This window comes from Shimazuella sp. NTD250, assembly GCF_059510375.1.
Window position 1 is genome coordinate 372,838 of sequence record NZ_JCAJZS010000004.1, and the last position, 25,693, is coordinate 398,530.

The window sequence follows — 25,693 nt, forward strand, 5'->3', positions numbered from 1 at the left end:
TCATCGATTGCAGGTTTAAGGACTTCTAGCGGGACGATCACAACAGCAGCGTCAGGGCCGATTTAGTCTCCGTTCAGCTCACGAAGACCTTCGATTTCGTCGATCGACACCCCAGTGCCCATGACCGATACACAGACGTCGTCAGGCCGTCGTCGTTGTTGCATTGACGATTGCCTTCCGCAATTCGGTGAAGCTCACTCCAGGAAGCCCGAAGACATCAGGGCAGGTCTCCCCGGTTTGGGACCTCCGCTTTCCTCGCTTCTTGCTTGTGGGCGGGTGCCCATACCTCACAAGCGTAATTGTGGGTTTGCCAGGTGGATTCATCCTCTTCTCTTTCTGCTCGAGGGTGGAATCTTGTTGGGAACTAGTCCCGTATGTATTGTATCATATTTCTGATTATTAGGAAATTATTTAAAAACAAATAACTTGTGCAATATGCCAATCGAATTGGTTTTCTTATTAAGTTGAAACGGTCAGTAAGTACAATTATGGTGATTTGATGAAGGTTTAAGTTAGATGATATAAAAGAAAGAGGATTGAAAAATCATTTATGGTTTAAACTATTTTATATATCAAAAAATAATAGAGTATCTGTTAGGAGTATATTATTTTTCAGATAGATTCCACTTCGAAATGGCATATTTTTATAGAAATTAAATCTATAAAAATATTAATATAGATATATTATTTTTGAGAAATATATTAAAGGATTGTTAACAAGGAGAGTTGTCACTTTAAAATTAGGGGGAATTTAAAAGTGAAATCCATAAAGGTTTATCATTATGATGCGTTTAGCAAGGAACCTGACAAAGGAAATCCAGCAGGTGTTGTTTTTGATGGAGACAGTTTAACCGTTGAGGAAATGCAGGAAATCGCCCTTAAAGTCGGCTTTAATGAGACTGCTTTTCCAATTAAATCGGATAAGGCAGACTTAAGAATCCGTTATTTTACTCCTGGTCACGAAGTAAATTTGTGTGGACACGCAACAATGGCAACGATGTATGCCTTACAACAGAAAGGAATGTCGGCTGGTAAGGCAAATTTTACATTGGAAACAAAAGCAGGTGTTCTACCAATAAAAATCAATTCAAGCAGGGATAATGAAATATATATAACGATGAAACAGGCTTCACCACTGTTTGAGGAATTTAACGGTTCAAAAGAAGAATTAGCTAAATCAATTGGTTTAACAAAAGAGGACATAGATCAAAATTTACCTATCTTATATGGAAGTACAGGTACATGGACTCTCTTGATTCCAATTCATAAACTTGATGCCTTCAAAAAAATGAAGCCTGAAAATAAGTTATTTCCAGCCATTTTAAAAGAAATGCCAAAAGCATCCATTCACCCATTTTGTTTAGAAACCTATGATTTTAATGCCCATATGCATGCTCGACACTTCTCTTCACCTTATTCTGGAACAGTAGAGGATGCAGTAACAGGAACTGCTTCGGGTGTTATGGGAGCATTTTATGCTAAGTATATAGAGACCGATTTTAAAAAGTCTCTAAGCCTTATCGTAGAGCAAGGACAGGAAATGGGGAAAGATGGTCGAGTTATCGTAAATGTCTCTGAGTTTAAAGGGAATTATGACATCGAAATCTCTGGAAATGCAGTGTATGTGAGAGACTTTGAAGTCGTTTTGTAGAATAGGGGGTTATCAAATGGCCTCATCTAAAGTATTGAAATTGTAAATATTTATTGTGTGGATTTTCTTTTTTATCGTGGTATAGTGGATAGTACATAGGGATCTATTTCCTACTACCTCCATTTGGGAGAACAACCATGACCAACACCACCAAACCCTCCAAGCAGACTCAGCCCTCGCGGCAGGAGACTCTCCTCCGTATGGGCAAGATCAAGACCATGCTGGACGCCCGAGCGGCAGTCCGCGGGGGGCGGTGAGGTCTAGCACCAAAGGAGTCCGGCCCGTTGATATTTTCGGATATCGGCGGGCCGGCTGATTTACTTTAAAAAAATATTAGGATTCCCCCTTACTTTTGATAGATTCTAAACGATACGGATGGAAATCTCCAAAATCAATTGGATTAAAAAAGTGAAAAAGACCCATTAGGGTCTTTATGTATGTATGATCGATATGTGATGGAACTTAAAACACTCATTAACTCCGCGTTTTAAACCTTCGAAATCTCGAAAGGGAATAACAATTTGTATAGAGTCTGTGTCTGGCTGTATTAATTTAAACCGAAGCGGGCTGTCATGCTTGTACTGCTCCCATAACCATAACGCGTTTTCCTCTACATCTTCTACATGGCTCATAAATTGAATTCCGCAATATAATATATTCACTTTAACGCTTAGAAAGTAAGAAGATGCTGCGGCAACATCTATTTTCTTTTTAGCTTGGTAATCTGAGAAGAACTTTGTAGCTTTTGGCGGGTAGCCGAGAATATCACCAAATAGGCGTATGTATTCCGGGCTTTTACGCTCTTTACCATAAATGTCAGTCAGAAAACGTTTTTTTAATATTTCGTCTCGGAAATATAATGTAAATTCCTCGTTGTCATCGTAATACGGATATACGCTAAGCTTGTCCAATTGAACAGCGTCTAACTTCGTATGATTTTCGTAGCAGGATGGTTTGATACCTTGTAAAAAGCTATCGACAGAGGATAAATACATAGCACCACTCCCAAACAAAGAATTAGGATGAATATATCATTTCTTGGAAAAAAAGAAGAGAGAAAAGCTCTCTTCTTTTTCTTACGTCTCTTTCATTTCGCTGGAATTTTCACGTCCGCACTCTAGGCAATATTTCCCGCCGTCATGAGTTGTTTGAGTTGTGCCTTCGCAACAAGACAAAACTTAGCCTCTAACCTATCCCTGCAATTCCCATTTAACCTGTGAAAGAAACCATTTACAAGCTAATTCAATCCGCTTTTTAAGTTCCTTTTCGGAGCTGCCTTCGATCAACATATGTGCAAGACGTGTAAGAACATAGGAATTTTTTGAAAATGTTTGTCCTACTTCACCGTAGGGCTTGTACTCAAATACCCATTCGGGTGGTTCATTGGTTGGTAAAGCAAGAATAGTTCCCTCCTCTAAACCAAAATAAACCCAGGCAGATAATTTGTCAGGGTCAAAATTCTCTCCGTCATTTGCAATCTCTACTGATGCTCCAGCTTGTAATTGTATATGAATCTGGGCCATATCCACATCATAGGAATACTTTACACACTGAGAAATATGAGCTCCAGCTGGTCTGCTTGCTATTTCACATAAAACAATGTCATCATCATCTGTATGAAAAATTTCAGCATGGAAAGCAGTATTCTCAGGTGTATTTAAAGCTTGTATTACATTTTTGCAATACTGTGTTAATCGTTTGCCTAGCGGATTATTAGGATGAAGTTGACTGCTTCCTGTAACACCACTATGATCCAAATTGGCAAAATTTCCACCAACTGCTTCTGTGACACTGATAAATACAACTTCTCCCTGTCTTACAATGCCATCTACAGTATGAAGAGTTCCATTGATAAATTCCTCAGCTTCCAGATTATAAAGATTTGGATTAGTTTGAATAAAGGAATCCAAGTCTTCTTCTGAATGAATAATAGTAGTGCCGATTGACCCAAAACCATCTGTAGGCTTAATAATAAATGGAAATCCATTTTCATTTATAAATCTATGCAAATCTATTACATCGAATATTCTTCTATATTTGGGTACCCTTAATCCATAAGCGGATACTTGCTCTTTCATTATTACTTTGTCTCGATATTGAAGTGCACTTTGAGCGTTCTGCCCAGTAATATTTAAATAATCTCTCAATTTAGCTGCCAATAAAATATCCGCTTCAAAGGCTGCTACCACTTTATCAAAGGAAAATTGCCTATCTAATTGAATTGCTCGATGATAGATGAATGGATTATTTATGTAGTCTTCTATTACCTCTACATGAGCAAAAGCATCTTTTGGAAAAGTAGAGGCTGTTTCTTTACTAGTAAAAAGAACCAACGGCTCTCTTAAATCTTTAAAAAGTTTCTCATAAGGTAATCTTTCGTGAGAAGCAAAATTCAAAATCAAAATACTCAATTTCTACACCACCTAAACATTTGATTTTATAAAAGTATGACTATTAAAAAATGAGAAAAGGATCACATAAATTGTAATACATTTAATCATCAGAAAGATCGATTAGGCTAAATCAAATATAAAACTATTTAATTTTAAATATAATAATTCAACATAACTATTTAGTAAACAGAAAGATTATAAAATTACATATTTCTTTACAACAGGAAAGTATGTATAATTTAATATAATAAATAGAAAGAATTGGTCGCTTCTTGTAAAATATAGATTTACATTTGAAAACATTATGAGAAAAATGAAAGGTAGAACCATATGAAAGCAGTAACTACTAGCTATTATAGGAAACTTTTGGGGTTGGCATTATTAATAGGATATTCCATACTAACTTCTATTTCCCAAGTTTACTACGGAATATCTATTCAAAATACCAGTCCAATCCTTTTTGTTTTTATCAGTTTTATGATTACGTTTCTTGTTTTTCATTCACTTGCTTTATTTCGCTCTTCCAAAAAAATAACTAGGATAACAATAGGAAATAAAAAAACTTGGCTAGATATTTTTATTATGAATGCTACCACAGCCGCTATTTATATTTTTTTCTATGTAGCACTAAAATATTGCGAACCTGCCATTGTTAGTTCTATCGAATGGGGTATAGGACCGGTGTTTGCTCTACTATTTTTAAAAGTAACAACACCTCATTATCGGATGAGTTCCTTTAAATTAATGGCTAGTACTGGCATTTTATTAGGTAGTGTTTTCCTTGTGTTAGCTTCCTTAAATGGACATTCTGGATTATCAGTAAGCTCTTCTTCTTTTCTTATGCTCGGTTTACTCTTTTCTTTTCTTACTGGAGTGGGGAATGTAATCATAACCTTTTATTCCAAAAAACTAAGTGACAATGGATGGGAGACATCAAAGATATTATCAAATCGACTTTATCTGATTATTCTGATTACTGGGATAATCGTTTGGTCAGATGGGTCATATGCTACTATTCAATGGGAAACCTTTTCATGGATTTTTTTAGTCACTCTAACAGGTACCATTCTACCAATGTATCTACTGCAATTGAGCATAAAATACACCAATCCGTTGATATCACTCATTATTACATCCCTAATACCATGTTTTACCTTCTTTTTTCAAATGTTTGATCCAAGAATTGAATTGTCCTATTTTACCTTATTTGGTATTTTAGGTATTAGTATATTTGGTTTCTTGCTACTTCTAAGTAAAGAAACATAACCTAAAATTTTTGAATAAAAAAACACTCTACATGGAAGAATTATGTTTTTTTATGGATTGATGTCGTGTTTTTTATAGGGAGTCCTCTGTTTGTATGTCGCATCTAGTTGTAATTATACTTATCAAAGATCGTGAGACAAGAGAATCGTTTCTAGTACGCATGAAAGCGATAGGATAGATAGAAAAATTGTAAAATCCCGATCTCTTCATTGAAACACAGAGAAACGGGATTTTATCTATTGAATGTATGTAAATGTATATGGATTTAAAATTAGGGTCTCCCTGCATCTTGACTCAGGGAGACTTCCACAACTCATCTAGGATGTAATGTCATAGATCTCACTCAGAGATCTGGGACACCCTCCTAATGTTTCAGAGATATGGAATGCAGGTCTAGCTCGATCATCTCTTCTCAGACAGACCCGGAACCTCTCAAGGAGGTCCGAGTCTGCCCGTTTACTTCATATGGATGTGCTTACGGCGAGCCGATCAGATGGTCGGCTCGCAGGTGTGGACGTAGTTCCTGAGGAACTTGTCCCACTCAGCGGAGTTGGCGAAGAGCGCCGTGCCTTCGTACGAGAGGGTGACGCCGCGGGTGAGGTTCCACACGCGGGTGGAGGGGTCGTCCTGCTCCTTCCGCGGGGCGAGGACGCCGAAGGTGATCATGAACCCGGCGATGTAGAACGTCCCGGAGTTGAAGTCGTTCGCCAGCTCCCGCAGCACCCGTAGCTCCTCAATGAAGGTGTCGTAGAGCGAGCGGGATATGACGATCTTGCCCGGGCGGAACGTGGTCCACAGCATGACGCTGTTATCACCTTCCCGCTCTGCCAGCAGGCAGTCATCCCACTGATTTTCACCCTTGACGCATCCAGTGTTGCCGTTCAAGAGATACATCCCTTCTCTTCTCTTACAAGGAAATGTTGTTCGATGATTGGATGATCTTGACGAGTCCAATCACCTTTCAAGGCTAGATCCTACCTTGTTATTGAAATAGTAACATATAAATAACAGTATAAAACATTCGTTCTAAAAATATATGATTTTATTATGAGGGGTGCGAAAGATACCCATATCCTGAGCTAGATAAGCTTCAAGTTTGATAGTGAGATCAGGGAGTTAGCATGAATACTTCATTGAGCATGGGAATTTCCAAATGCTAGAAATAGTTGAGTAGATTCTTAGCTTACTGTTCGTCTCCCATTGGAACAAAACTAATTTTGCTCCTTTCTAAATTTCTAGGTTAGTAGAATGAAAGATGGAATGAGTATCGAAAAAGCCATGTGCATGTAGACGCATGGTTTAAATTATTGTGTTGAAGCTTCCTTTTTTATTTGTGCAAAATGGGAAACAATTAGGATACATCTTTTTGTAATAATAAGAATAATCCCAGAAAAAAGGAAAGATGCAAAATGGATACTTTCTCAAAATTCCTTGGTGTTTTAGTGGTAACAAGTGCTTTACTGCTTGGGGGTATAACTATTCCTCAAGAAACGAACGCACAACCAAAATGTTTGGTCAAAGGGAGTGCAAACATTAAATCATGGAAATTGTCAAAAAATTACGTCTTTCATGCTCCTAATTCCTTTCAACCAAAACTTGATATAACTCTCTATGGAGATGCCGCAGGCGATTATAATCCTGTTCTAGAAAATTACAAAGGATTTATGGTCGGAGGTGGAAAAGGTGAGAAATACACTAAAGAAAAGAAAACGAAAACCTTGGTTTTGTCCAAAAAAGTGTTAGGTAAAGGCAACTATACCCTATATTACTCAAACGGTGGAAAGAAAACTCTTCATATAACGTCCTTTTGTCTGCATGGTTAATAGAAAGAGCCACTCGATGGGAGTGGCATTTCTAGTAGAAAAGAAAACATTTAACCACTGATCCTTCTTTTTCGGAGACGCGTTGCGCTATTCTGCAATGTGAGCTGATAATCCGGTCTGTCCCACAGCGACATAGTTTCCGAGTACGTGGCGGTCTGGATAATCCCCATCATTTTGACGCCGGAAGGGGATGGGTTCTTCTTCGAAGAGATGCTCAAGACGTGAACGCCAAGCTATCTTCGCTGCTTCCACTTCGGCTGTTGTGATGCGACCGGTTCCGTAGATCGCATGAGTGGACAGCACATCCATGCCAGAGAAGAAGAGTGTGCCGTGAGTGATAGGGAACAGCAGTTGTTCTAGTTGCCCGTTGATGCCTCGCGGCGAATAGTCTATCTTCGGCCCCCAACGGTCACTGACAGTATTGCCCGCTTTCCTTTCAAACCGCCATCGCCGTAACGATAGCGATTACCTTCATCTCTGTAACCATAAGCCAACCCATAAGCAAACACCCGGTCCACCCAGCCCTTGAGGATGGCTGGCATACTAAACCACCAGAGCGGAAAATGGAATATCACGACGTCGGCGGCAAGCAGCTTCTGCTGCTGTCAACATCGAAATGGCAAAAGGGTTGTTGTTTGTTTTTGCCATGATGAACATCATGACAGCGTAAAAGCGAATCCAGATGCCTGTTTGGCTGCATAATGTTGCAGCAAGAATCACCCATACTACTCGATTACGAAATACAGTCGCTAGTTTCTGTTTAGGGAGATTTGTATTGGACATAAACTTCTCCTTGATAGTTATAAAATAATGTCGAGAGAGTTGGTTTTTTTATTCTTTCAGATACGTTTTGACAGACAGAAAAAAATAGCTAAAAATCAATTCGATTATTAATGAGGGGCTAAATAAGATGAAAACCAGACAATTAGGTTATTTACATGAATTTATACAGCCAGCTCGTATTGATTTTCCTAGATTCTTTAGGCAAAATAAAGTGCTAAAAATTGTTTTTTATCGTCAACCTGCTTTTTGATATACTTTTTTTACATGCAGGATGATGCTGAAAGTAAAGGACTTGTGATGAGTGATCTGTTCACAATGGAAGACCTCCTCCGTGAAATGGACAAGCTTGGCGGTTTTCAGACGAGCGAATCGGTCAGGAAGCTTTTCAACGAGCCTACAGCCAATGGCTTGTGCTCGGCTTCAGACCTTGCAAACACGTTCAACCAGTCGCGGAACCATCCGAGAAATATTCAGATTCGGGGTATTACTTCAGAAGGAATGCTGTTCTTCGAGTGGGGTTACTCTTTCGGAGGATGCATCAAGCCCAAAGTGCTGAAAGATGGTGAATGGGTTGGATACACTGTCAACCTTAATGACTTGACGGACGGTCAGATCGTATGGGTGGAGAGTGTTTCCGATTTCTGGATCATTCGGAAGGAAGGAACTCGCTACCGCTGGTTCCGATTTTCCAAGAACTAGTTTCCTTTGGATTGAACCTTGACCTTGTCGGATGTCCTCCTAAGGCATCCTCCTGTGTGAAACGCCCTTGTACAGGATCATCCTTCTTAGGATTGATTACTTGTACAGGGGCGACGCAATGATATGAATAAAAATAAGCTTAAATAACAGGATAATCCCGTGTTGTCGACCTAACAATATCGAGAACTCGGGATTTTCCTTTTTTTAATTCCTTTTTTGGAAAGTCACAGGTAATTCTTTTATCGAGTAGACAATAACACTCGGGTTCATGACTGGTTCTTTCTTATCCTTTAGTTTGAGTTGATTCATTCGTTCAAACATCATTTTTAGTGCAATATTTGTTTCCAGTCGTGCTAATGGAGCACCTAGACAAAAATGAATGCCATGTCCAAAAGCGATGTGTTTCAAATTGGTTCGGTTAAGGTTAAATTGATCTGGGTTTGGAAATATGGATTCATCACGGTTTGCTGCTGCGATCCAGACGTTGATGTCGTCGCCTTTTTTGATCTGCTGCCCTCTTAGAACGACATCTTTCGCAGCAACCCTGTTTACATATTGTACAGGCGACCGGTATCTCAACACTTCTTCTAAAGCTTTTGGGATATCTTCTGGGTGAGAGCTTAGATGTTTTTGGACTTCAGGGAATTCTGTAAAGGTCAAGACAGCATTATTGATAAAGTTAGTGGTCGTTTCATTGCCTGCGACCAGCAAAGTGATCAAAAAAGCTAGTAGGTCCTTAGTGGAGAGTTTTTGACCGTCAACCTCTGCTTTGAGCAGATTCGTTACTAAGTCATCTTTGGGGTATTGTTTGCGTTGTTCGATTAAACTTGAGAAATATTCACTCATTTCCTTTTGACATTGGAGGAACGCCGATTCTCCTTCTTCATCAGTAGGTTGTTTTAATAACATGAGTGACCATTCTTTAAATTTTGGTTGATCCTCATAAGGAACCCCCATCATTTTTGCTATCACTTGAATAGGAAGAGGAATTGCTAAATCACTTATTACATCCATTTCCTCATGGTCAATGATCTTATCGATTAATTCGTTCGTAATTTGTTCAATCCATAGTTTCATTTCATCAACGGCTTGTGGGGTAAAAACTTTTGCTACTAACATGCGGAGTTGGTGATGGAAAGGAGGATCACTGCATTGGATTCCTCTAGTTAATGGATTTTCTTCTACTTGCGGCATAAATTCAGAAGAGAAAGTTTCATGATCGCTCAAGACGGTTTGTACATCATCATAACGAAAGACATGCCAGCCACCTTTTGAACCAAAAAATTGCATGAAATTTTGGTCGTAGATCACTGGATTTTTCTCAGACATTTTTTTATACCAAGGGTGAGGATTAAATATATTACGTTCCATTATACTCCTCCATTAACTATATTTTTATTGAATATAGAATATACTAATATGTTCCATTAATGGACGGAATACCAGAGAAGGAAAAAATGTGATGTTTTCATGTTTTCTGGATGAATGTGAAACGTGATCATAAGATTGCATATAAAAGTGGATGGGTAAACGAGTTCAAAACAATATCGTAGACAAATGTATCAGAATTTCTTTTGAAAATGATCTTGCAATATTTGCTATAATCCTAATAGGAATAATTGTATTTGCAGGAATGGCGCTATTTATAAAGAGATGAAAGGGGAATAATAAAATGGATAAATACACCATAAAGCGAGCTGATTTATCCGATTTAGATTATGTAGCACAGTTATTTGATCAGTATCGGGTATTTTATAATCAAGTATCGGATTTAGCGAGTGGTAGAAAATTCATTCTAGAAAGAATGGAGAACCACCAATCAGTTATTTTTTTAGCATTAGAAGACGAAAGAAGTAAGGTTTATCCATTAGGATTTGTTCAATTGTATCCGTCTTTTTCCTCTGTTTCTATGAAAAAACTCTGGATTCTAAACGACTTATATGTAGCTGTTTCTGCAAGAAAGAGAGGAATCGCAAGAGAATTAATGGCCAGCGCAATCCATTATGCAAATGAAACAGGAGCCAAAGGTTTGATTTTGGAAACTGCTGTTTCGAATCATCAAGCGAAAAGACTTTATGAATCAATTGGGTATAAAAAAAATGTCCACAGTGATCACTATGAATTTATTCTAAAATAAAAAATAATGTTAATTTTAAAAGTATTCGATTTTTTGCGGATGAGTCTATATTCAATCCATTACTTGATCATCATTTCACAATAATGATGTATCTTTTTCTGCATGTTGTAGCCATACTTGGTGTATTATGTTACAATAACTAACAAATACTTTAATGCATTAGCATACTAAAGCGAGTGTGAGAAATGAGTCCAGAAGCATTTGAAAAACCAATTGGGTTTCAAGATGTTCCGCCAAAGCTTGCTAGAAAAAAGCGGGAAATAGAGTCGCGTTTATCTCATGTATTTTCCAGTTGGGGTTATCAAGAAGTGATGACACCGATGTTAGAATATGCGGAAACAGTAGGACGTGCAAGTGCAATTTCGGAAGATAAGATGTTTCGTTTAATTGGCCAAGAACGAGCGATGTTGATCCTACGTCCAGACCAGACTGCCCCTATCGCTCGAATGGTAAATTCCTTACTTCAACATGAATCCCTGCCTTTGCGCTTGTTTTATCATGCAAGTGTATTTCGAACCCAAGAATATGCGGCTGGTCGTCGCGCTGAACTATATCAATCAGGTGTTGAGTTGATAGGGGAACCAGGAGTTAAAGCAGATGCCGAATTAATAGCATTGGCGATAACGGCTTTGCAGGCTTGTCAAACCTCTTCTTTCCGCTTAGTTGCAGGGCATGTAGAGTTACTTGCAGGCTTATTAGAATCTATTTGTCCATCTGAAGAGCAGAGAACACAATTGACAGATTTTCTGATCAACCGTGACTATGTTGGGTTTGAGACGTTATTGCGACAGTTAGAAGATAAAGAAGCTGTAGCTGATATTTTGCAGCTCTGTAGAGGATTGGATCGCAAAGAGTATTTAGAGCCTCTTTTGTCTCATCCTTCTAATCGTGTTGTAAAAGCGACAAAACAGCTTATTCGTATTTGGGATATCTTAGCAGATTATGGCTATGAATCTTATTTGACTGTAGATATACGTTTACTAGGTAATATTGAATACTATACAGGCATGTATTTAGAAGGATTTGCGGATGGAGTTGGCTTTGCTATCTTAAGTGGCGGCCGATATGACCAACTCTATGAACAGTTTGGCAGGTCACTCCCAGCTACTGGTTTTGCCTTTCGGATGAATAACTTGATTGAAACTTGTAACATTGAGTGCTTGGAACCAAAGAAAACGACTCTGTTCTATCCAAAGCTAAAGCGAAAAGCAGCAATAGATAAAGCCAAAGAACTGAGGTCATTAGGATATACGGTGGTACTTCAGATAGATGATACACAGACAGATATTGTATGGAGGGAAGAATAGGTGGAGCTTTTAACGATTGCTATGCCAAAAGGGAGAATTTATGAAGAAGCATTAGCAATACTTGCAGATGCTGGTATTCCTGTGCCTGATGATCTGACAAAAGAAACACGCAAGCTGATCTTGACAGCTCCCGAAGCTCAGCTTGCTTTCTTTTTAGCCAAACCGATGGATGTAGCAACTTATGTGGAGTATGGTGTGGCTGATCTTGGGATTGTCGGCAAAGATGTTTTATTGGAAGAATCGAGAAATGTTTACGAATTACTAGATTTACAGATTAGTCCATGTCGTGTAGCTGTTGCCGGTCTTCCCGATAAAGAGACAGTGAATGGTCGGATTGCTACGAAATATCCGTCCATTGCTGAAAAATATTTTCGCAGCATCGGGGAGCAAGTCGAAGTTGTCAAACTTAACGGTTCTATCGAATTGGCACCATTGATTGGATTGGCAGACCGGATTGTGGACATCGTCTCGACAGGTCAGACCCTTCGGGAAAATGGGCTTGTTGAACTTGAAACTATCACCTCTGTAACCTCTCGACTTATCGCCAATCGCGCAAGTTATCAGTTGAAATACAAACGTGTAAATCGCTTTTATGATCAATTGAAGAAGCATATTGAACGGAGGGGGAAAGGTGATTAAGATTGTTCGGGTGAGTGAATGGCAGCCTAGGGAGAATCTAGTGGAGCAGAAAGGAGATATTCTTTCAAGGGTTCAACATATTATCGACGAAGTTCGGATCAAAAAGGATGCAGCCTTATTTGCTTATACGAAAGAGTTCGATGATGCGAACCTCCAATCTTTGCTCGTAACCGAAGAGGAAAGGCAACTTGCCATGCAGCAGGTGGATGCAGCCTTTTTAGAGGCCCTTCAAACGGCAGCTGGGCGAATTCGTTTGTTTCATGAGAAGGAGAGAGATACTTCTTGGTGGAACATGGAGAAAGATGGTTCTATTTTGGGGCAGCTTGTTCGGCCGATGGATCGAGTAGGGATTTATGTACCTGGGGGAAGGGCAGCATATCCTTCTTCTGTATTAATGAACGCCATTCCTGCTATCGTAGCAGGTGTGGAAGATATCATAATGGTCACACCTCCTGATAAAAACGGGGCAATTCCAGCGACAACTCTTGCGGCAGCACAAGTTGCAGGGATTGAAACAATATACAAAGCAGGCGGAGCACAGGCAATTGCAGCACTTGCATATGGAACAGAGACAATTCCAAAAGTGGATAAAATTGTAGGGCCGGGAAACCAATATGTTGCTACAGCAAAGCAATTGGTATATGGTCAAGTGGATATTGATAGTTTTGCAGGTCCAAGTGAAGTGGTGATAATCGCTGATGAGCAAGCAAATCCAGCATATGTTGCCGCTGATTTGTTAGCACAAGCAGAACACGATCCAGAAGCTGCCGCAATGTTATTTACCCCGTCAAGGGAGCTTGCAAAAAAAGTAGCAGCGGAAGTAACAAAACAGACAGCCAAGTTGGAACGAGTATCCGTTATCGAAGCATCTTTAAAGAAGCATGGCGCGATAGTGCTTACTTCAGATATTAAAGAAGCATTTGCCTTATCTAATCAGGTTGCGCCAGAGCACTTAGAACTGATGTTAACCAACCCATGGGAATATCTCAGCCATGTACAGCATGCAGGTGCAGTGTTTTTAGGTTCGATGAGTCCAGAGACAGTAGGAGATTATATAGCTGGGCCTAGCCATGTATTGCCAACTAGTGGCACAGCTCGATTTTCTTCAGCTCTGAGTGTAGATACATTTGTGAAAAAAACGAGTCTTATTTCTTATAGTAAGGAAGCATTGCAAAGAGATAGCAAGCAAGTGATAACTCTAGCGGAACAAGAAGGTTTAGGAGCACATGCGGCTTCGATTCGCATTCGGATGGAGGATGGAAAATGAACAGAAGAGGTCATGTGGATCGATCCACCAAAGAAACACAGATAGATGTAAATCTTTCTTTAGATGGAGAAGGGAAAGCTAATTTACATACAGGTGTGCCTTTTCTAGAACATATGCTGGATTTATTTGCTAAACACGGACAGTTTGATTTAGCTATCCGTGCGATCGGTGATAATCATATCGATGATCATCATACTGTAGAAGATACAGGAATTTGTATCGGCAGGGCAGTCGATTTAGCGTTAGGGGACCGGGTAGGTATTCGAAGATACGGCAATGCTTTTGTTCCGATGGATGAATCTTTAGGACAAGTGATCATTGATCTTTCTGGCAGGTCACATCTTGAATTCCGTGCTGATTTCCCAAGTAATCGAGTTGGGAACTTTGATACCGAGCTCGTGCATGAATTTTTTTGGAAACTAGCATTAGAAAGCAAGATGAATTTGCATGTTATCCTTCATTATGGGCGCAATACGCACCACATGATAGAATCACTCTTTAAGGCGTTGGGACGAGCTTTGCATGAGGCTACGAGGATTGATCCAAGTATCAAAGGTGTTCCTTCCTCTAAGGGGGTATTAGGGTGATAGCTATTATTGATTATGGCATGGGGAATCTATTTAGCCTCAGTCAAGCCTTACAACGATTGGATCATGCATATGTAATCACAGACGATATTGATATCATACAGCAAGCAGATAAGCTGATTCTTCCAGGAGTTGGGGCATTTGGCGATGCAATGGGAGAGTTGAGTAAACGTAAATTGACAAATGTTATTATGGAAGAAGCCATACGAGGTAAGCCCTTGCTGGGTATTTGCTTAGGAATGCAGTTACTCTTTACTAGCAGTGATGAACATGGATATTATAGTGGATTAAATTTATTATCTGGTCATGTAGAAAAAATGAATATGGACTTACCAATTCCACATATGGGTTGGAATTGGTTATCTTTTCGTCATCCTCATCCACTGTTTCGCAGCCTCGAAGAAGGACATGTCTATTTTGTTCACTCCTATCATGTGAAGGCAACAAATCCGGAAGATGTGATTGCGACTACAGACTATAACGAAGATATCACTGCTGTTGTAGCTCGTAAAAATGTTATTGGTATGCAGTTTCATCCTGAAAAAAGCGGTCAACTCGGTATGCAGCTCCTCCATCAATTTGCAGAGGGGAGAATATAGTATGGGATTTACAATCTATCCAGCAATTGATATTCGTGATGGAAAATGTGTACGACTGATTCAAGGAGACTATAATCAAGAGACTATTTTTCATGATTCCCCACTAGAAATGGCTAAAAAATGGGTTTTAGAGGGAACATCATGGCTTCACTTGGTGGATTTAGATGGAGCGCGTTCAGGCGAATTGACCAACAGTGAAGTGATCGCGTCGATTGCCAAGGAATCTGGTGTATCGGTTCAAGTCGGCGGTGGTGTTCGTAATTTAGAACGTTTGGAATATCTCCTCTCTTTAGGCGTGAAGCGTGTAATTATTGGTTCAGCTGCTATAGATAATCCAACATTTGTAAAAGAAGCACTAGCTAAATATGGAGAGCAGATTGCTATTGGGTTGGATGCTAGGGATGGATATGTTGCCACACATGGATGGCTGAATCAAGGGACAACTACAGCGGTCGAGTTAGCCAAACAGATGTCAAATTATGGAGCTGCTACTTTTATCGTTACGGATATCGCGAAAGATGGATTACTCTCTGGTGTGAATAGTGATATCGCAATACAAATAGCCAAATCATCAGGGGGACAAGTCATCGCATCAGGTGGAGTAGCAACAGCAAAAGATATCGAGCAACTAAAAACATTAGAAGTCCAAGGTATTACAGGAGTTATTGTAGGAAAAGCATTATATACAGGTGCAGTGAAACTCGCTGACGTGCTAGGGGAGGTAAACCGATGATTACCAAACGGATTATTCCTTGTTTGGATGTAAAAGATGGTCGAGTGGTAAAAGGAGTCTCCTTTGTTGGCTTACGAGATGCTGGCGATCCTGTTGAACTGGCATCCCTATATGACCAAACTGGTGCAGACGAACTCGTATTTCTAGATATTTCTGCTTCTCATGAAGGTAGAAAGACGATGATTGATGTGGTGCGTCTTGCAGCAAGTAAATTAACAATCCCTTTTACTGTGGGTGGTGGTATTCGCAGTGTAGAGGATATGACGAAGATACTTAGAGCAGGAGCAGACAAAGTTTCGCTTAACACTGCGGCGGTGTTACAACCAGAGCTCATCCAGGATGGTGCTCGCCGTTTTGGTTCGCAGTGCATTGTCGTTGCGATTGATGCTAGGTTCGTAGAAAATGAACGCACATGGATGGTATATACCCATGGAGGAAGAGAGTTAACAGAATGGACAGTGCTCGATTGGGCTAGACGTGCAGTAGAACTCGGTGCAGGGGAAATCTTATTAACGAGCATGGACCAAGATGGACAGAAAAATGGATTTGATCTGGATTTGGTTGAGGCTGTATCAAGTGCTGTAACTGTACCAGTCATCGCATCAGGTGGAGCAGGTGATGCAGAAGACTTCGTGAAGGTATTTACAGAAACGAAAGCATGTGCGGCCCTTGCTGCTTCTATCTTTCATTATGAAGAAGTGAGCATTATGGAAGTGAAATCATTATTACGGGAAAGAGGAGAAGAAGTGCGATGGATATCAACCAGATAAAATGGGATACAGATGGACTTATACCTGTTATTATCCAACACGCAGAAAGCAAACAAGTGCTTACTCTTGCTTATATGAATAGAGAAGCATATCAAAAGACGCTAGAGTTAAGAGAAACGTGGTTATACAGCAGATCACGTCAAGAACTATGGCATAAAGGAGCTACTTCTGGTCATACACAAAAAGTAGTGGATATCTCTTATGATTGTGATCAAGATGCTATTTTATTGAGTGTTATACCAAATGGTCCTGCGTGTCATACTGGTAGTACAAGCTGTTTTGAAGGAGCTGAAGAAGTGCAGACCTCACCAAGTCAAGTATTGTTAGACTTAGAAACATTAATAGCTAATCGCCACGAGAAATTACCTGAAGGTTCCTATACCACTTATCTATTTACAAAAGGCGTAGATAAGATTGGGAAAAAAATAGGCGAAGAATCAGCAGAAGTCATCATTGCAGCAAAAAATGAATCTAAAGAAGAATTGAGATATGAAGCAGCAGATTTGATTTATCATTTGATGGTGCTCTTACAAAATCAAGGAGTCCCTATGAATGAAATCTATGACGAATTAGCTAGCAGATATATTGGCAGAACGAGCAAGTAATAGAGAAATGATCCTTATTCTGTAATAGGGGTCGTTTTTTTGTTGATAGAGGTCAACAGCTTCTTTTGTATGGACCTCAAATGCTTATATTCATTTGTTTATTCTGTTAAGCAAAAGTAGGCTAGATGTCAGTCAATAATAATTTTTTATAGGGCGTTCTATTAAAACGATTGAATAAATATAAATTAAAATGTATAATAATTCATTATAGCGGTACTGTAGGGGTGATGATTGGTGAAAGTAGCTGTTGTAGGTGCTTCGGGGTATGGCGGGGTAGAATTGATTCGTTTATTGGAGCAGCATCCTTATTTTGAAATAGGTGCAGTGTTTTCTTCTTCGCAGCCAGGAGAAAGGTTAAGTTCTGCTTATCCGCATCTGGAATCACCACTTATTTTCGAAGAATTGTGTGTAGACAGCATGTGTGAAGGGATAGAGGTCGTTTTTTTTGCTACTCCACCGGGTGTTAGCAGCAGGTGGATTCCTGAGTTATTAGAGCATGGAATCTGTGCGATAGACCTCTCCGGTGATTTTCGTTTAGCTGATCCGAAGGTATATGAGAGTTGGTACCAAAAACCAGCAGCACCAAGTGATTATCTCAATCAAGCAGTATATGGGCTCAGCGAGTGGTTTCAAGATGACTTGCTACATTCCCCTCTTATATCAAATCCGGGATGTTATCCAACAGCTACTTTGCTGGCATTGGTGCCACTTCTTCAAGCGAAAATAATAGATCCCACCTCCATTATCATCGATGCCAAATCAGGAGTAACTGGAGCTGGACGAAGTGTACATCAAGGAATGTTGTTTAGTGAGATAAATGAAAATGTTCGTCCCTACAAAGTAGATAGGCATCAACATGTACCCGAAATTGAACAATATGCCAGTCTTTTTGCGGAAACAGACGTAGCAGTAAGTTTTGTTCCTCAGCAAGTACCGATGAGTAGAGGAATCCTAGTCAGTATTTATGCTGCTAATATGAATAAATATACAAATAAAGACTTGTATAACCTTTACCACTCTGCATATGAGCAAGCTCCTTTTGTTCGAATCAGCGGACAACAATGGCCGGAAACGAAATTTGTGCAAGGGAGTAATTATTGTGATATCGGTTTTCATGTAGATGCGCGGACAGGACGCATTATTTTATTATCTGTGATCGATAACTTGATGAAGGGAGCCGCTGGGCAAGCAATCCAAAATGCCAACATTCGCTTTGGATTTCCAGAGACGGCTGGCCTCTTGTTTTCACCCCTTTATCCATAATCAATAGACCAAAAGAAAATCAAACATGAGGAGTGATATCCAGATGAGTCTAGCAGTCCCAGCTTCTCTTTTTCAAGTAAAAGATCAAGCTAGTATTACCTCTCCTAAAGGCTTTGTATCAGCAGGTATACATGTTGGGATACGAAAACGAAAACGGGATTTAGGGGTACTTATTTGTACCGTCCCAGCTACAGCAGCCGCAGTTTATACGACAAACGCTTTTCAAGCTGCTCCACTCAAAATTTCCCAAGAAAATATCAACAAAGAAGGAAAGCTGCAAGCAATTGTGGTTAACAGTGGAATCGCGAATGCTTGTACTGGAGAGCGCGGGATGGAAGATGCATGGTCTATCACCGTTAAAGCGGCACAGCTTTTAGAAATCCCTGCACACTATGTAGGAGTCGCTTCCACTGGTGTTATAGGACAGTTTTTACCGACGGACAAATTGACATCTGGTCTTGAAAAAGTCATCCCGACTGCGAATGAAACAGGGGGATATGACTTTGCAGAAGCCATTTTAACGACGGATACCTTCACCAAACAAGTTCAAGTCAAGTTACAAGTAGATGGGAAGGAAGTAACGATTGCAGGTGTAGCAAAAGGATCTGGGATGATTCATCCTAATATGGCTACCATGCTGGGTTTTATTACGACAGATGCAGCGATTGAGTCCGATCATCTCCAATCTCTCTTGAGGGAAACAACGGATAAAACATTCAACATGATCACAGTGGATGGTGATTGCAGTACAAATGATAGCGTATTTGTGATGGCAAGTGGTCTTGCTGGAAATAAATCACTTCATCCACAACATGCTGATTGGAGCTCTTTTCAAGATGGTTTCGTCTATGTGTGCCAAGAGTTAGCAAAGAAAATCGCCAAAGATGGTGAAGGAGCAACTCGTTTGATTGAAGTAGAAGTAACAGGAGCTTCTAGCATGGAAATGGCACGCAAAGTTTCGAGAGCAATTGTTGGTTCCAATCTAGTTAAATCAGCAGTTTTTGGTGCTGATGCAAATTGGGGACGAATTTTGTGTGCAGCGGGATATGGGGAGCCTTTATTGCGCCCTGAACAAGTTCAGGTGAAATTAGGAACAGTTGTAGTTGTGAACAAAGGGCTGCCTGTCCCCTTTGATGAAACAAAAACATCGGAAATATTAAACCAAGATAAAGTGGATATTCACGTCAATCTTCAACAGGGAGCATACCAATCGGTTGCGTGGGGTTGTGACCTCACCTATGACTACGTGAAGATCAATGCAAGTTATCGAACATAGATGGGAGGGGCACTTTTGTCTCAAGTTATTGTGATCAAAATTGGAGGAAGTGTATTAACAGATTTGCATCCTAATTTTTTTGCCACTTGTTCCGGGTTAAAAAAACAAGGGTACTCCATCGTAATCGTACATGGCGGTGGACCCTTAGTTTCAGCTTGGGCACAAAAATCAGGAAAAGAATCGACCTTTATAAATGGTTATCGGGTTACGGATCATGAGATGCTCACCATTGCGGAGATGGTACTAGCAGGAACAGTAAATAAACAAATGGTAAGTAAACTCCATGCAACTGGTTTATCAGCGCTTGGTCTAAGCGGTGTGGATTTGCAGTTAATACAGGCAGAACAACTAGATCCCTATATGGGATATGTTGGAGAAGTGATGGAAGTAAACAGTGCTGTCCTGCACACTATTTTACAACAAGGATGGGTTCCTGTTATTGCTTCTCTTGGGGTGGATAGAGATGAGACACATTACAATATCAATGCTGATGAGGCAGCAGGCGCAATAGCTCAAGCGTTGAATGCCAATCATTTGATTTTAATAAGTGATGTGGATGGAATATTTATTGGAACTGGACCAGAGCGAAAATTACTGATGGAAGCAACACCGAGTTTAATTGAGCACTATATCCAGTCAGGTGACATCTCTGGTGGGATGATTCCTAAAGCGCGTTCTGGAATCAAAGCATTACAAAAAGTAAAAAAAGTATGGATCGCAAATGGTTCAAAAGCATTTTCATTTGACATGATTCATCCATTTGAAGGTACATGTTTGCGTCAGGAGGTATCGAGCCATGTCACTCTTTCCTAACTATATCAAGCATGATGTTTCGTTTGTCAAAGGAGAAGGTGCTATGTTGTGGGATGAAGCTGGCAAAACCTATCTAGATTTTGGATCAGGGATTGGTGTTACCAACTTAGGTCATCAGCATCCAGCCCTTACTTCTGCACTTATCCAACAAATTCATCAACTCTGGCACGTTTCCAATTTATTTCCAATTTCTTTGCAAGATGAAGTAGCTTCTCTGCTCTGTAAACATAGTGGACTTGGGGCAGCATTTTTTTGTAATAGTGGAGCAGAAGCAAATGAAGCAGCGATCAAATTGGCACGGAAATGGGCAAAAGAAGAGAAAAAGGTTTTGGAACCAGAAATTATCTCGTTTGAAAGTTCCTTTCATGGCCGGACTTTAGCTACCCTCACGGCAACTGGTCAGGAGAAGGTGAAAATCGGCTTTGATCCCCTTCCTGTTGGATTTATCACGGTGCCTTTTGAAAATATCGATGCAGTAAAACAAGCTACGAATCCACAAACTGCGGCAATTTTATTGGAAATGGTCAGAGGGGAAGGGGGAGTTTACCCTGCTTCTTATTCCTTTATACAGGAGCTTGCAAGCTGGTGTGAGAAAAACAACATTTTGCTGATGGTAGATGAAATACAAACCGGAATCGGGCGCACAGGCGAATGGTTTGCTTTTCAACATTATGGTATCCATCCAGATGTTATCACGTTAGCGAAAGGCTTGGGTAATGGATTTCCCATTGGAGCGATGCTGGCAAAAGAAGCGTTAAAACCTGTTTTTAGTCCGGGAACACATGGGACGACATTTGGTGGAAACCCACTCGCAATGACAGTGGCGAAGGCAGTATTGACAGAAATTGAAAATAGCAGCTTACTCCATGATGGAAAGGGAAAAGGTGCGTACTTCTTGGAATTACTAAAGAAAGAATTATCTGATACCGAGGCTGTTATAGAGATCAGAGGACTTGGTCTCATGATCGGAATACAATTAGCCAAACCAGTAGCACCAATTATGAAACAGTTGTTAAAACAAGGAATCGTCACTCTGCCAGCAGGAGAAAACGTATTGCGGTTGTTACCACCACTCATCGTCACTTATGAACAATTGAATCGAGCTGTACATCTGATCAAAGATGCCATTTACGAACAAACTCAACTTACTATCATTCAAAATGGAGGTTGATTTATATGACTGCCCTATCGATTCCTTCTCCGCTAAAGACCTGTACAGGAAAGAGTTTGCTGACTCTAACCGATTTTACCCCAGATGAGCTTACCAGTTTGTTAGACCTTGCTCACGAATTGAAAAAACTCCAAAAGAACGGAATAGCTTATAAGCCTTTAGCAGGCAAAACCCTCGCCATGATTTTTGATAAACCTTCTACTCGGACACGAGTTTCATTTGAAGTAGGAATGGTGCAGCTGGGTGGTCATGTATTGAATCTCAATCGTCAAGATATTCAGTTAGGCAGAGGGGAGACGATCGAAGATACAGCAAAAGTACTGTCTCGTTATATCGATGGGATATTAATTCGAACATTTGACCACGAGACAGTAGACATATTAGCGAAAACGACTACTGTACCAGTTATCAATGGGCTAACAGATTACTACCATCCTTGTCAGGCCATAGCTGATCTTTTGACACTTCAAGAGGAAAAAGGCTATTTAACTGGATTAAAGATGGCTTATGTTGGGGATGGCAACAATGTTTTGCATTCTCTGATGCATGGTACTGCGGCTACAGGAGTACATTTATCGATTTCAACTCCTATCGGATATGAGCCAAACCTAGCAGTTTGGAAAGAAACGGAGGCTCTAGCAGCAGAAACTGGTGCATCCATAACATTTTATACTGATCCACTGCTTGCTGTGCAACAGGCTGATGCAGTTTATACGGATGTTTGGGCGAGTATGGGCCAAGAAGAAGAAAAAGCGAAACGACTGAAAGATTTTGCCGAACACCAAGTAAATCAAGCAATGATGGATCAAGCCAAAGAAGACGCTATATTTCTGCATTGTCTGCCAGCTTATCGGGAACTAGAAGTTACTGCGGAAGTACTAGATGGCCCTCAATCGGTAGTATTTGACCAAGCGGAGAACAGACTGCATGTACAAAAGGCTCTATTAGTAGCTTTGTTAGGGAATTCAATTAAAGAAAAGGAGATGATATAGTAGATGTAAGCAAACTCACAAGGGAGCTTGGTGTGGCACAGGAACCTTTGACCAACGCAATTCGAGAAATCGATAATGTGTGGGAGGTGGTGCTTACTCACGAAGAAGCTGCCCGACTGTTGATGCATGCGAAACGATGCCTAGAGATGAATTCTCCGCAGAAAGCTATAGCTCGTTCTCGTCTGGAAGCAGCCAAAAGATTGCTGGCTGATGACGCAGGCTATGAGGATGCTGTTGCTTCCCTGGGGAAAATCCTGAGGCTGGAAAGCATGAAAGACAATTGAGTGAGCTTGCCGGCTGGATGTGGAGTGATCCGCATCCAGCCTCGATTTTTTTACTGTATTTTTTCTAGAATAGATTGGTAGATTGCTTCTCCATTACCGTGAATATGTCCAATTTCATCTTGGATCAAGCTCGCTAAATATTGTTTTTCTTCTTCATAAAGTGCGGTTCCTTGATCTTCTAATCTCTGTTGGAGATAATAGATAATTTCCAAATGATGGATGTCATTTGATGATTGATCATGATTTGCTTCTTGATAAATCTGCGCTTTTTCTTTTTCCAGCTTTTCAGATAGAATATTCATTTCTTCTAAAGAAAATCTCATACCATTATCCCTCCAGTAATTTTGGATAGTATGAGCGTTTGTTCTGTAAATCATACATTTTTAAGAATGAATCGAGAAAAAAGCTAGCACTTTTTGCTAGCTTTTGACATGGTTTGAATTTTTATTTTGCACCAATGTAAACCTTGCTTTTATTTTCTTTACAACAGTGGCAATAAGAATCATAAGGATACTTTCATATAGAGCTAATTCCATATCATGTTGGGTATCCCACTGATCACCTTGTAGCCCGATAAAGGTTGTCCCTGATGCTGGATCTACTATCATCGTTACCCACATTTCGATCAATTCGTAAAAGGCTCCAGCAGAAAAGATAGTGATGATGGATATGAATGCATACATTTTTGGAGATACATGTATCATTTGCTGATACCATTCTTTTAAAGGAATAACCATTAGCAAGCCAAAGGAAAAGTGTACAACCCGATCATAGTAAGCTCGATCTAATTCAAACCATTGCTTCAGCCATGGATCGATGGGTGTTCGGTATGAATAATGAGCTCCGATCGTGTGGAGAGTTAAAAAGAGCAGGATACAGAAATAGGCGAAATAGGAAAAAGAAAAGGACCGATGCAGGAAGATAAAAACAACGAGAAACAGGATAAGAAGTAGATTTTCCAAAAGCCAGCCAAACCGGTCAACAGGCGACCATGCAGCTCACAGCCAAACGGAAACATAAACAATAATCATGAGGAGTAGCGGCCATTGACTTAATCGTTTCAAAAAAAGATCCTCCCTAGCAAATGAAGTGGAAATATTTTGTTATAGTAAAAAAGTATCATAAAATAAGAGTTGTTATCCGTTTTATTGAAAAAAACTTAATCATTTTTGCTTGAGTTTCTTTCGTTTCCTCTTCTAAAAAGAAAAGCCACCATTTATGTGGCTATTTCACGATCGAAGCAATGATAGATGAAATTAAATTTTCATCCAATGGTGCATGCTGATTGAGTAAACGATACCAGATTGGTCCATAACATTGGTCAGCGATGTACTCCAAATCAATATTTTCCTCGACCTCTCCCCGCTGTTTCCCGCGTTTTATGATCTGTAGTAGTGCAGTTCGTCTTGTATCTATGAACTCTTCACGGAATTGCTGAGAGAAAGCATCATTTAACTGAGCTTCAGCCATTAAACTGCGCATGGTTTTCCCTGCACCTTGCGATAAGATTTGACAAGTCTTCCCTAAGTAGATTTCTAAGTCGGTGGAAAGTTGCCCCGTGTCAGGAATTTGAATTTCCTTTTCGGATTGTAGCTTCATCACCTCCATTACGATTGCAGGAATACCTGACCACCATCGATACAGAGTTGGCTTGCCTACTCCCGCCTCTTTTGCGATTTTTTCCATCGTTAAACTAGCATATCCCGTTTCTTCTAGAAGTCGTTTTGTGGCTGTCATGACTGCACTCCAAGCTTCTTTACTGCGAGGCCGTCCTTTTGGATTCGTTGGTTTCGACATGTTGTCACCTCTTTAGAAAATTAATTTTCAAAAATCTATTTACATAACGTTACGTAATGTATTATAATTCAATTATCAAAATAACTCAACAAAAAAAGGTGGAATGCATCATGGGAAGTCAACTAAAAGGTCAAAAAGTTATCATTATGGGTGGTACCTCGGGTGTAGGTTTAGCTACAGCACAACTACTTGTTGAATCTGGTGCAGATGTTGTGGTTACTGGTCGTGATCAAGCAAAATTAGAGAAAGCCCTTGAGCAGCTAGGCACCGGAGCAGTTGGTGTACAATTAGATGCTACTTCCACGAATGAATTAAAAACTTTCTATAATAACCAAGGAAGTTTCGATCATTTGGTTATTGCTGTATCTGGTGCCAAAGGTGCAGGTGCCTTTCGTGAGCTAGCACTGGATGATTTACGTGAAGGATTTGCAGCTAAATTTTGGCCGCAAGTTGCAGCAGCCCAATTAAGTTTGGATTCGATAAGTGAGAAAGGTTCTATTACATTTATCTCTGCTATTTCATCAAGAAATCCGGCAATAGGAACATCTGGACTTGCTGCAATCAATGCAGCACTAGAAGCAATGGTACCTAGTCTAGCCTTGGAACTTGCGCCAATGCGTGTAAATGCTGTTTCTCCAGGGGTCATCGAAACACCATGGTGGAATTGGATTCCTGAAGAACAACGTGCAGCTACCTTTGAAAGTTACGCCCAAGCCTCTACTGTAAATCGTGTAGGACAACCAGAAGACATTGCGAAGGCTATTCACTACTTGATCGATAATACTTTTGTTACTGGTACTGTTTTAGAAGTCGATGGCGGATTACGTTTAAAATAGAT

At 40.1% G+C, this 25,693-nt stretch carries 30 protein-coding genes; 20 read left to right on the forward strand and 10 right to left on the reverse strand.

The genetic code is table 11. From position 1 onward, the window contains the following. Nucleotides 1-757: 757 nt before the first annotated feature. Complete coding sequence (locus tag AC5WOF_RS12770) at nt 758-1,651, forward strand: PhzF family phenazine biosynthesis isomerase (protein WP_496050342.1); 894 nt, start codon at nt 758-760, stop codon at nt 1,649-1,651. A gap of 431 nt (nt 1,652-2,082) precedes the next feature. On the opposite strand, the gene AC5WOF_RS12775 is transcribed toward AC5WOF_RS12770, so the two are convergent. Both AC5WOF_RS12775 and AC5WOF_RS12780 read right to left on the reverse strand, forming a co-directional pair. Next, complete coding sequence (locus AC5WOF_RS12775) at nt 2,083-2,646, reverse strand: hypothetical protein (RefSeq protein ID WP_496050343.1); 564 nt, start codon at nt 2,644-2,646, stop codon at nt 2,083-2,085. A gap of 195 nt (nt 2,647-2,841) precedes the next feature. Continuing rightward, nucleotides 2,842-4,062, reverse strand: a complete 1,221-nt coding sequence (locus tag AC5WOF_RS12780) for an ATP-grasp domain-containing protein (RefSeq protein ID WP_496050344.1) — start codon at nt 4,060-4,062, stop codon at nt 2,842-2,844. Between the two features lie 312 nt (nt 4,063-4,374). Here AC5WOF_RS12780 and AC5WOF_RS12785 point away from each other — a divergent pair, with 312 nt between their 5' ends. After that, nucleotides 4,375-5,310 carry an EamA family transporter gene (locus AC5WOF_RS12785; protein ID WP_496050345.1) on the forward strand — a complete coding sequence of 312 codons (936 nt, stop codon included), beginning with the start codon at nt 4,375-4,377 and terminating at the stop codon, nt 5,308-5,310. A 489-nt stretch (nt 5,311-5,799) separates the two neighbouring features. Here AC5WOF_RS12785 and AC5WOF_RS12790 read toward each other — a convergent pair whose 3' ends face one another. Beyond that, a complete protein-coding gene (locus AC5WOF_RS12790; protein WP_496050346.1) occupies nt 5,800-6,195 on the reverse strand; it encodes a hypothetical protein in 396 nt (131 codons plus the stop codon). 524 nt (nt 6,196-6,719) lie between these two features. On the opposite strand from AC5WOF_RS12790, the gene AC5WOF_RS12795 reads away from it, so the two are divergent. Then, the gene (locus AC5WOF_RS12795; protein ID WP_496050347.1) at nt 6,720-7,133 is read left to right on the forward strand and encodes a hypothetical protein; all 414 of its coding nucleotides are present in this window, start codon (nt 6,720-6,722) and stop codon (nt 7,131-7,133) included. 87 nt (nt 7,134-7,220) lie between these two features. Here AC5WOF_RS12795 and AC5WOF_RS12800 read toward each other — a convergent pair whose 3' ends face one another. The 3 genes from AC5WOF_RS12800 to AC5WOF_RS12810 form a co-directional block, all read right to left on the reverse strand. Further along, the gene (locus AC5WOF_RS12800) at nt 7,221-7,436 is read right to left on the reverse strand and encodes a hypothetical protein (RefSeq protein ID WP_496050348.1); all 216 of its coding nucleotides are present in this window, start codon (nt 7,434-7,436) and stop codon (nt 7,221-7,223) included. A gap of 86 nt (nt 7,437-7,522) precedes the next feature. Beyond that, a complete protein-coding gene (locus tag AC5WOF_RS12805) occupies nt 7,523-7,675 on the reverse strand; it encodes an NAD(P)H-dependent oxidoreductase (protein ID WP_496050349.1) in 153 nt (50 codons plus the stop codon). Between the two features lies 1 nt (nt 7,676). Next, nucleotides 7,677-7,916: a hypothetical protein gene (locus AC5WOF_RS12810; RefSeq protein ID WP_496050350.1), complete on the reverse strand. Its 240-nt coding sequence runs from the start codon at nt 7,914-7,916 to the stop codon at nt 7,677-7,679. A gap of 297 nt (nt 7,917-8,213) precedes the next feature. Here AC5WOF_RS12810 and AC5WOF_RS12815 point away from each other — a divergent pair, with 297 nt between their 5' ends. After that, complete coding sequence (locus AC5WOF_RS12815) at nt 8,214-8,615, forward strand: hypothetical protein (RefSeq protein ID WP_496050351.1); 402 nt, start codon at nt 8,214-8,216, stop codon at nt 8,613-8,615. Nucleotides 8,616-8,819: 204 nt separating this feature from the next. Here the strand turns inward: AC5WOF_RS12815 and AC5WOF_RS12820 are convergent, their stop codons facing one another. Then, nucleotides 8,820-9,986 carry a cytochrome P450 gene (locus AC5WOF_RS12820; protein ID WP_496050352.1) on the reverse strand — a complete coding sequence of 389 codons (1,167 nt, stop codon included), beginning with the start codon at nt 9,984-9,986 and terminating at the stop codon, nt 8,820-8,822. Between the two features lie 301 nt (nt 9,987-10,287). Between AC5WOF_RS12820 and AC5WOF_RS12825 the strand changes: the two genes are divergently transcribed. The 15 genes from AC5WOF_RS12825 to AC5WOF_RS12895 all read left to right on the forward strand — a co-directional run bounded on the left by AC5WOF_RS12825 (nt 10,288) and on the right by AC5WOF_RS12895 (nt 23,058). Next, nucleotides 10,288-10,752 (forward strand): GNAT family N-acetyltransferase, encoded by a 465-nt coding sequence (locus tag AC5WOF_RS12825; protein ID WP_496050353.1) that lies wholly within the window; start codon nt 10,288-10,290, stop codon nt 10,750-10,752. 185 nt (nt 10,753-10,937) lie between these two features. After that, nucleotides 10,938-12,059 (forward strand): ATP phosphoribosyltransferase regulatory subunit, encoded by a 1,122-nt coding sequence (gene hisZ, locus AC5WOF_RS12830; RefSeq protein ID WP_496050354.1) that lies wholly within the window; start codon nt 10,938-10,940, stop codon nt 12,057-12,059. 21 nt (nt 12,060-12,080) lie between these two features. Then, nucleotides 12,081-12,698, forward strand: a complete 618-nt coding sequence (hisG, locus tag AC5WOF_RS12835; RefSeq protein ID WP_496050434.1) for an ATP phosphoribosyltransferase — start codon at nt 12,081-12,083, stop codon at nt 12,696-12,698. Beyond that, the gene (gene hisD, locus AC5WOF_RS12840; protein WP_496050435.1) at nt 12,694-13,965 is read left to right on the forward strand and encodes a histidinol dehydrogenase; all 1,272 of its coding nucleotides are present in this window, start codon (nt 12,694-12,696) and stop codon (nt 13,963-13,965) included. Before hisG ends, hisD begins: the two co-directional genes overlap by 5 nt. Then, a complete protein-coding gene (hisB, locus tag AC5WOF_RS12845) occupies nt 13,962-14,552 on the forward strand; it encodes an imidazoleglycerol-phosphate dehydratase HisB (protein ID WP_496050355.1) in 591 nt (196 codons plus the stop codon). The genes hisD and hisB overlap by 4 nt, the downstream gene beginning before the upstream one ends. Continuing rightward, on the forward strand, nt 14,549-15,151 hold the full coding sequence (hisH, locus tag AC5WOF_RS12850) for an imidazole glycerol phosphate synthase subunit HisH (RefSeq protein ID WP_496050356.1): 603 nt from the start codon (nt 14,549-14,551) through the stop codon (nt 15,149-15,151). Before hisB ends, hisH begins: the two co-directional genes overlap by 4 nt. Nucleotide 15,152: 1 nt before the next feature. Beyond that, nucleotides 15,153-15,884 carry a 1-(5-phosphoribosyl)-5-[(5-phosphoribosylamino)methylideneamino]imidazole-4-carboxamide isomerase gene (hisA, locus tag AC5WOF_RS12855; protein WP_496050357.1) on the forward strand — a complete coding sequence of 244 codons (732 nt, stop codon included), beginning with the start codon at nt 15,153-15,155 and terminating at the stop codon, nt 15,882-15,884. Then, on the forward strand, nt 15,881-16,654 hold the full coding sequence (gene hisF / locus AC5WOF_RS12860) for an imidazole glycerol phosphate synthase subunit HisF (RefSeq protein WP_496050358.1): 774 nt from the start codon (nt 15,881-15,883) through the stop codon (nt 16,652-16,654). The genes hisA and hisF overlap by 4 nt, the downstream gene beginning before the upstream one ends. After that, the gene (gene hisIE, locus AC5WOF_RS12865) at nt 16,636-17,259 is read left to right on the forward strand and encodes a bifunctional phosphoribosyl-AMP cyclohydrolase/phosphoribosyl-ATP diphosphatase HisIE (RefSeq protein ID WP_496050359.1); all 624 of its coding nucleotides are present in this window, start codon (nt 16,636-16,638) and stop codon (nt 17,257-17,259) included. The genes hisF and hisIE overlap by 19 nt, the downstream gene beginning before the upstream one ends. A 234-nt stretch (nt 17,260-17,493) precedes the next feature. Beyond that, the gene (gene argC, locus AC5WOF_RS12870) at nt 17,494-18,522 is read left to right on the forward strand and encodes an N-acetyl-gamma-glutamyl-phosphate reductase (protein ID WP_496050360.1); all 1,029 of its coding nucleotides are present in this window, start codon (nt 17,494-17,496) and stop codon (nt 18,520-18,522) included. 43 nt (nt 18,523-18,565) lie between these two features. Next, on the forward strand, nt 18,566-19,798 hold the full coding sequence (argJ, locus tag AC5WOF_RS12875; protein ID WP_496050361.1) for a bifunctional ornithine acetyltransferase/N-acetylglutamate synthase: 1,233 nt from the start codon (nt 18,566-18,568) through the stop codon (nt 19,796-19,798). Nucleotides 19,799-19,813: 15 nt separating this feature from the next. Continuing rightward, entirely contained in the window at nt 19,814-20,611 is a 798-nt protein-coding gene (gene argB / locus AC5WOF_RS12880; RefSeq protein WP_496050362.1) for an acetylglutamate kinase, read from the forward strand. Continuing rightward, the gene (argD, locus tag AC5WOF_RS12885) at nt 20,595-21,782 is read left to right on the forward strand and encodes an acetylornithine transaminase (protein ID WP_496050363.1); all 1,188 of its coding nucleotides are present in this window, start codon (nt 20,595-20,597) and stop codon (nt 21,780-21,782) included. The genes argB and argD overlap by 17 nt, the downstream gene beginning before the upstream one ends. Before the next feature lie 5 nt (nt 21,783-21,787). Further along, on the forward strand, nt 21,788-22,774 hold the full coding sequence (gene argF, locus AC5WOF_RS12890) for an ornithine carbamoyltransferase (RefSeq protein WP_496050364.1): 987 nt from the start codon (nt 21,788-21,790) through the stop codon (nt 22,772-22,774). 89 nt (nt 22,775-22,863) lie between these two features. Further along, the gene (locus tag AC5WOF_RS12895) at nt 22,864-23,058 is read left to right on the forward strand and encodes a hypothetical protein (protein ID WP_496050365.1); all 195 of its coding nucleotides are present in this window, start codon (nt 22,864-22,866) and stop codon (nt 23,056-23,058) included. A 50-nt stretch (nt 23,059-23,108) separates the two neighbouring features. Here AC5WOF_RS12895 and AC5WOF_RS12900 read toward each other — a convergent pair whose 3' ends face one another. The 3 genes from AC5WOF_RS12900 to AC5WOF_RS12910 all read right to left on the reverse strand — a co-directional run bounded on the left by AC5WOF_RS12900 (nt 23,109) and on the right by AC5WOF_RS12910 (nt 24,855). Next, nucleotides 23,109-23,381, reverse strand: a complete 273-nt coding sequence (locus AC5WOF_RS12900; protein ID WP_496050366.1) for a hypothetical protein — start codon at nt 23,379-23,381, stop codon at nt 23,109-23,111. Between the two features lie 96 nt (nt 23,382-23,477). Next, nucleotides 23,478-24,020 (reverse strand): DUF2238 domain-containing protein, encoded by a 543-nt coding sequence (locus AC5WOF_RS12905; RefSeq protein ID WP_496050367.1) that lies wholly within the window; start codon nt 24,018-24,020, stop codon nt 23,478-23,480. Between the two features lie 262 nt (nt 24,021-24,282). Next, on the reverse strand, nt 24,283-24,855 hold the full coding sequence (locus AC5WOF_RS12910; RefSeq protein WP_496050368.1) for a TetR/AcrR family transcriptional regulator: 573 nt from the start codon (nt 24,853-24,855) through the stop codon (nt 24,283-24,285). Between the two features lie 110 nt (nt 24,856-24,965). On the opposite strand from AC5WOF_RS12910, the gene AC5WOF_RS12915 reads away from it, so the two are divergent. Continuing rightward, nucleotides 24,966-25,691, forward strand: a complete 726-nt coding sequence (locus tag AC5WOF_RS12915; RefSeq protein WP_496050369.1) for an SDR family oxidoreductase — start codon at nt 24,966-24,968, stop codon at nt 25,689-25,691. Nucleotides 25,692-25,693 lie beyond the last annotated feature (2 nt).

Bases quoted from the DNA above. Each gene is read 5' to 3' on its own strand.
- AC5WOF_RS12775 (WP_496050343.1), bottom strand. From the start codon at position 2,646: ATGTATTTATCCTCTGTCGATAGCTTTTTACAAGGTATCAAACCATCC.
- AC5WOF_RS12785 (WP_496050345.1), top strand. From the start codon at position 4,375: ATGAAAGCAGTAACTACTAGCTATTATAGGAAACTTTTGGGGTTGGCA.
- AC5WOF_RS12795 (WP_496050347.1), top strand. From the start codon at position 6,720: ATGGATACTTTCTCAAAATTCCTTGGTGTTTTAGTGGTAACAAGTGCT.
- AC5WOF_RS12805 (WP_496050349.1), bottom strand. From the start codon at position 7,675: ATGCCAGCCATCCTCAAGGGCTGGGTGGACCGGGTGTTTGCTTATGGG.
- AC5WOF_RS12810 (WP_496050350.1), bottom strand. From the start codon at position 7,916: ATGTCCAATACAAATCTCCCTAAACAGAAACTAGCGACTGTATTTCGT.
- AC5WOF_RS12815 (WP_496050351.1), top strand. From the start codon at position 8,214: ATGAGTGATCTGTTCACAATGGAAGACCTCCTCCGTGAAATGGACAAG.
- AC5WOF_RS12820 (WP_496050352.1), bottom strand. From the start codon at position 9,986: ATGGAACGTAATATATTTAATCCTCACCCTTGGTATAAAAAAATGTCT.
- AC5WOF_RS12825 (WP_496050353.1), top strand. From the start codon at position 10,288: ATGGATAAATACACCATAAAGCGAGCTGATTTATCCGATTTAGATTAT.
- hisZ (WP_496050354.1), top strand. From the start codon at position 10,938: ATGAGTCCAGAAGCATTTGAAAAACCAATTGGGTTTCAAGATGTTCCG.
- hisG (WP_496050434.1), top strand. From the start codon at position 12,081: ATGCCAAAAGGGAGAATTTATGAAGAAGCATTAGCAATACTTGCAGAT.
- hisB (WP_496050355.1), top strand. From the start codon at position 13,962: ATGAACAGAAGAGGTCATGTGGATCGATCCACCAAAGAAACACAGATA.
- hisA (WP_496050357.1), top strand. From the start codon at position 15,153: ATGGGATTTACAATCTATCCAGCAATTGATATTCGTGATGGAAAATGT.
- hisF (WP_496050358.1), top strand. From the start codon at position 15,881: ATGATTACCAAACGGATTATTCCTTGTTTGGATGTAAAAGATGGTCGA.
- hisIE (WP_496050359.1), top strand. From the start codon at position 16,636: ATGGATATCAACCAGATAAAATGGGATACAGATGGACTTATACCTGTT.
- argJ (WP_496050361.1), top strand. From the start codon at position 18,566: ATGAGTCTAGCAGTCCCAGCTTCTCTTTTTCAAGTAAAAGATCAAGCT.
- argD (WP_496050363.1), top strand. From the start codon at position 20,595: ATGTCACTCTTTCCTAACTATATCAAGCATGATGTTTCGTTTGTCAAA.
- argF (WP_496050364.1), top strand. From the start codon at position 21,788: ATGACTGCCCTATCGATTCCTTCTCCGCTAAAGACCTGTACAGGAAAG.
- AC5WOF_RS12900 (WP_496050366.1), bottom strand. From the start codon at position 23,381: ATGAGATTTTCTTTAGAAGAAATGAATATTCTATCTGAAAAGCTGGAA.
- AC5WOF_RS12910 (WP_496050368.1), bottom strand. From the start codon at position 24,855: ATGTCGAAACCAACGAATCCAAAAGGACGGCCTCGCAGTAAAGAAGCT.
- AC5WOF_RS12915 (WP_496050369.1), top strand. From the start codon at position 24,966: ATGGGAAGTCAACTAAAAGGTCAAAAAGTTATCATTATGGGTGGTACC.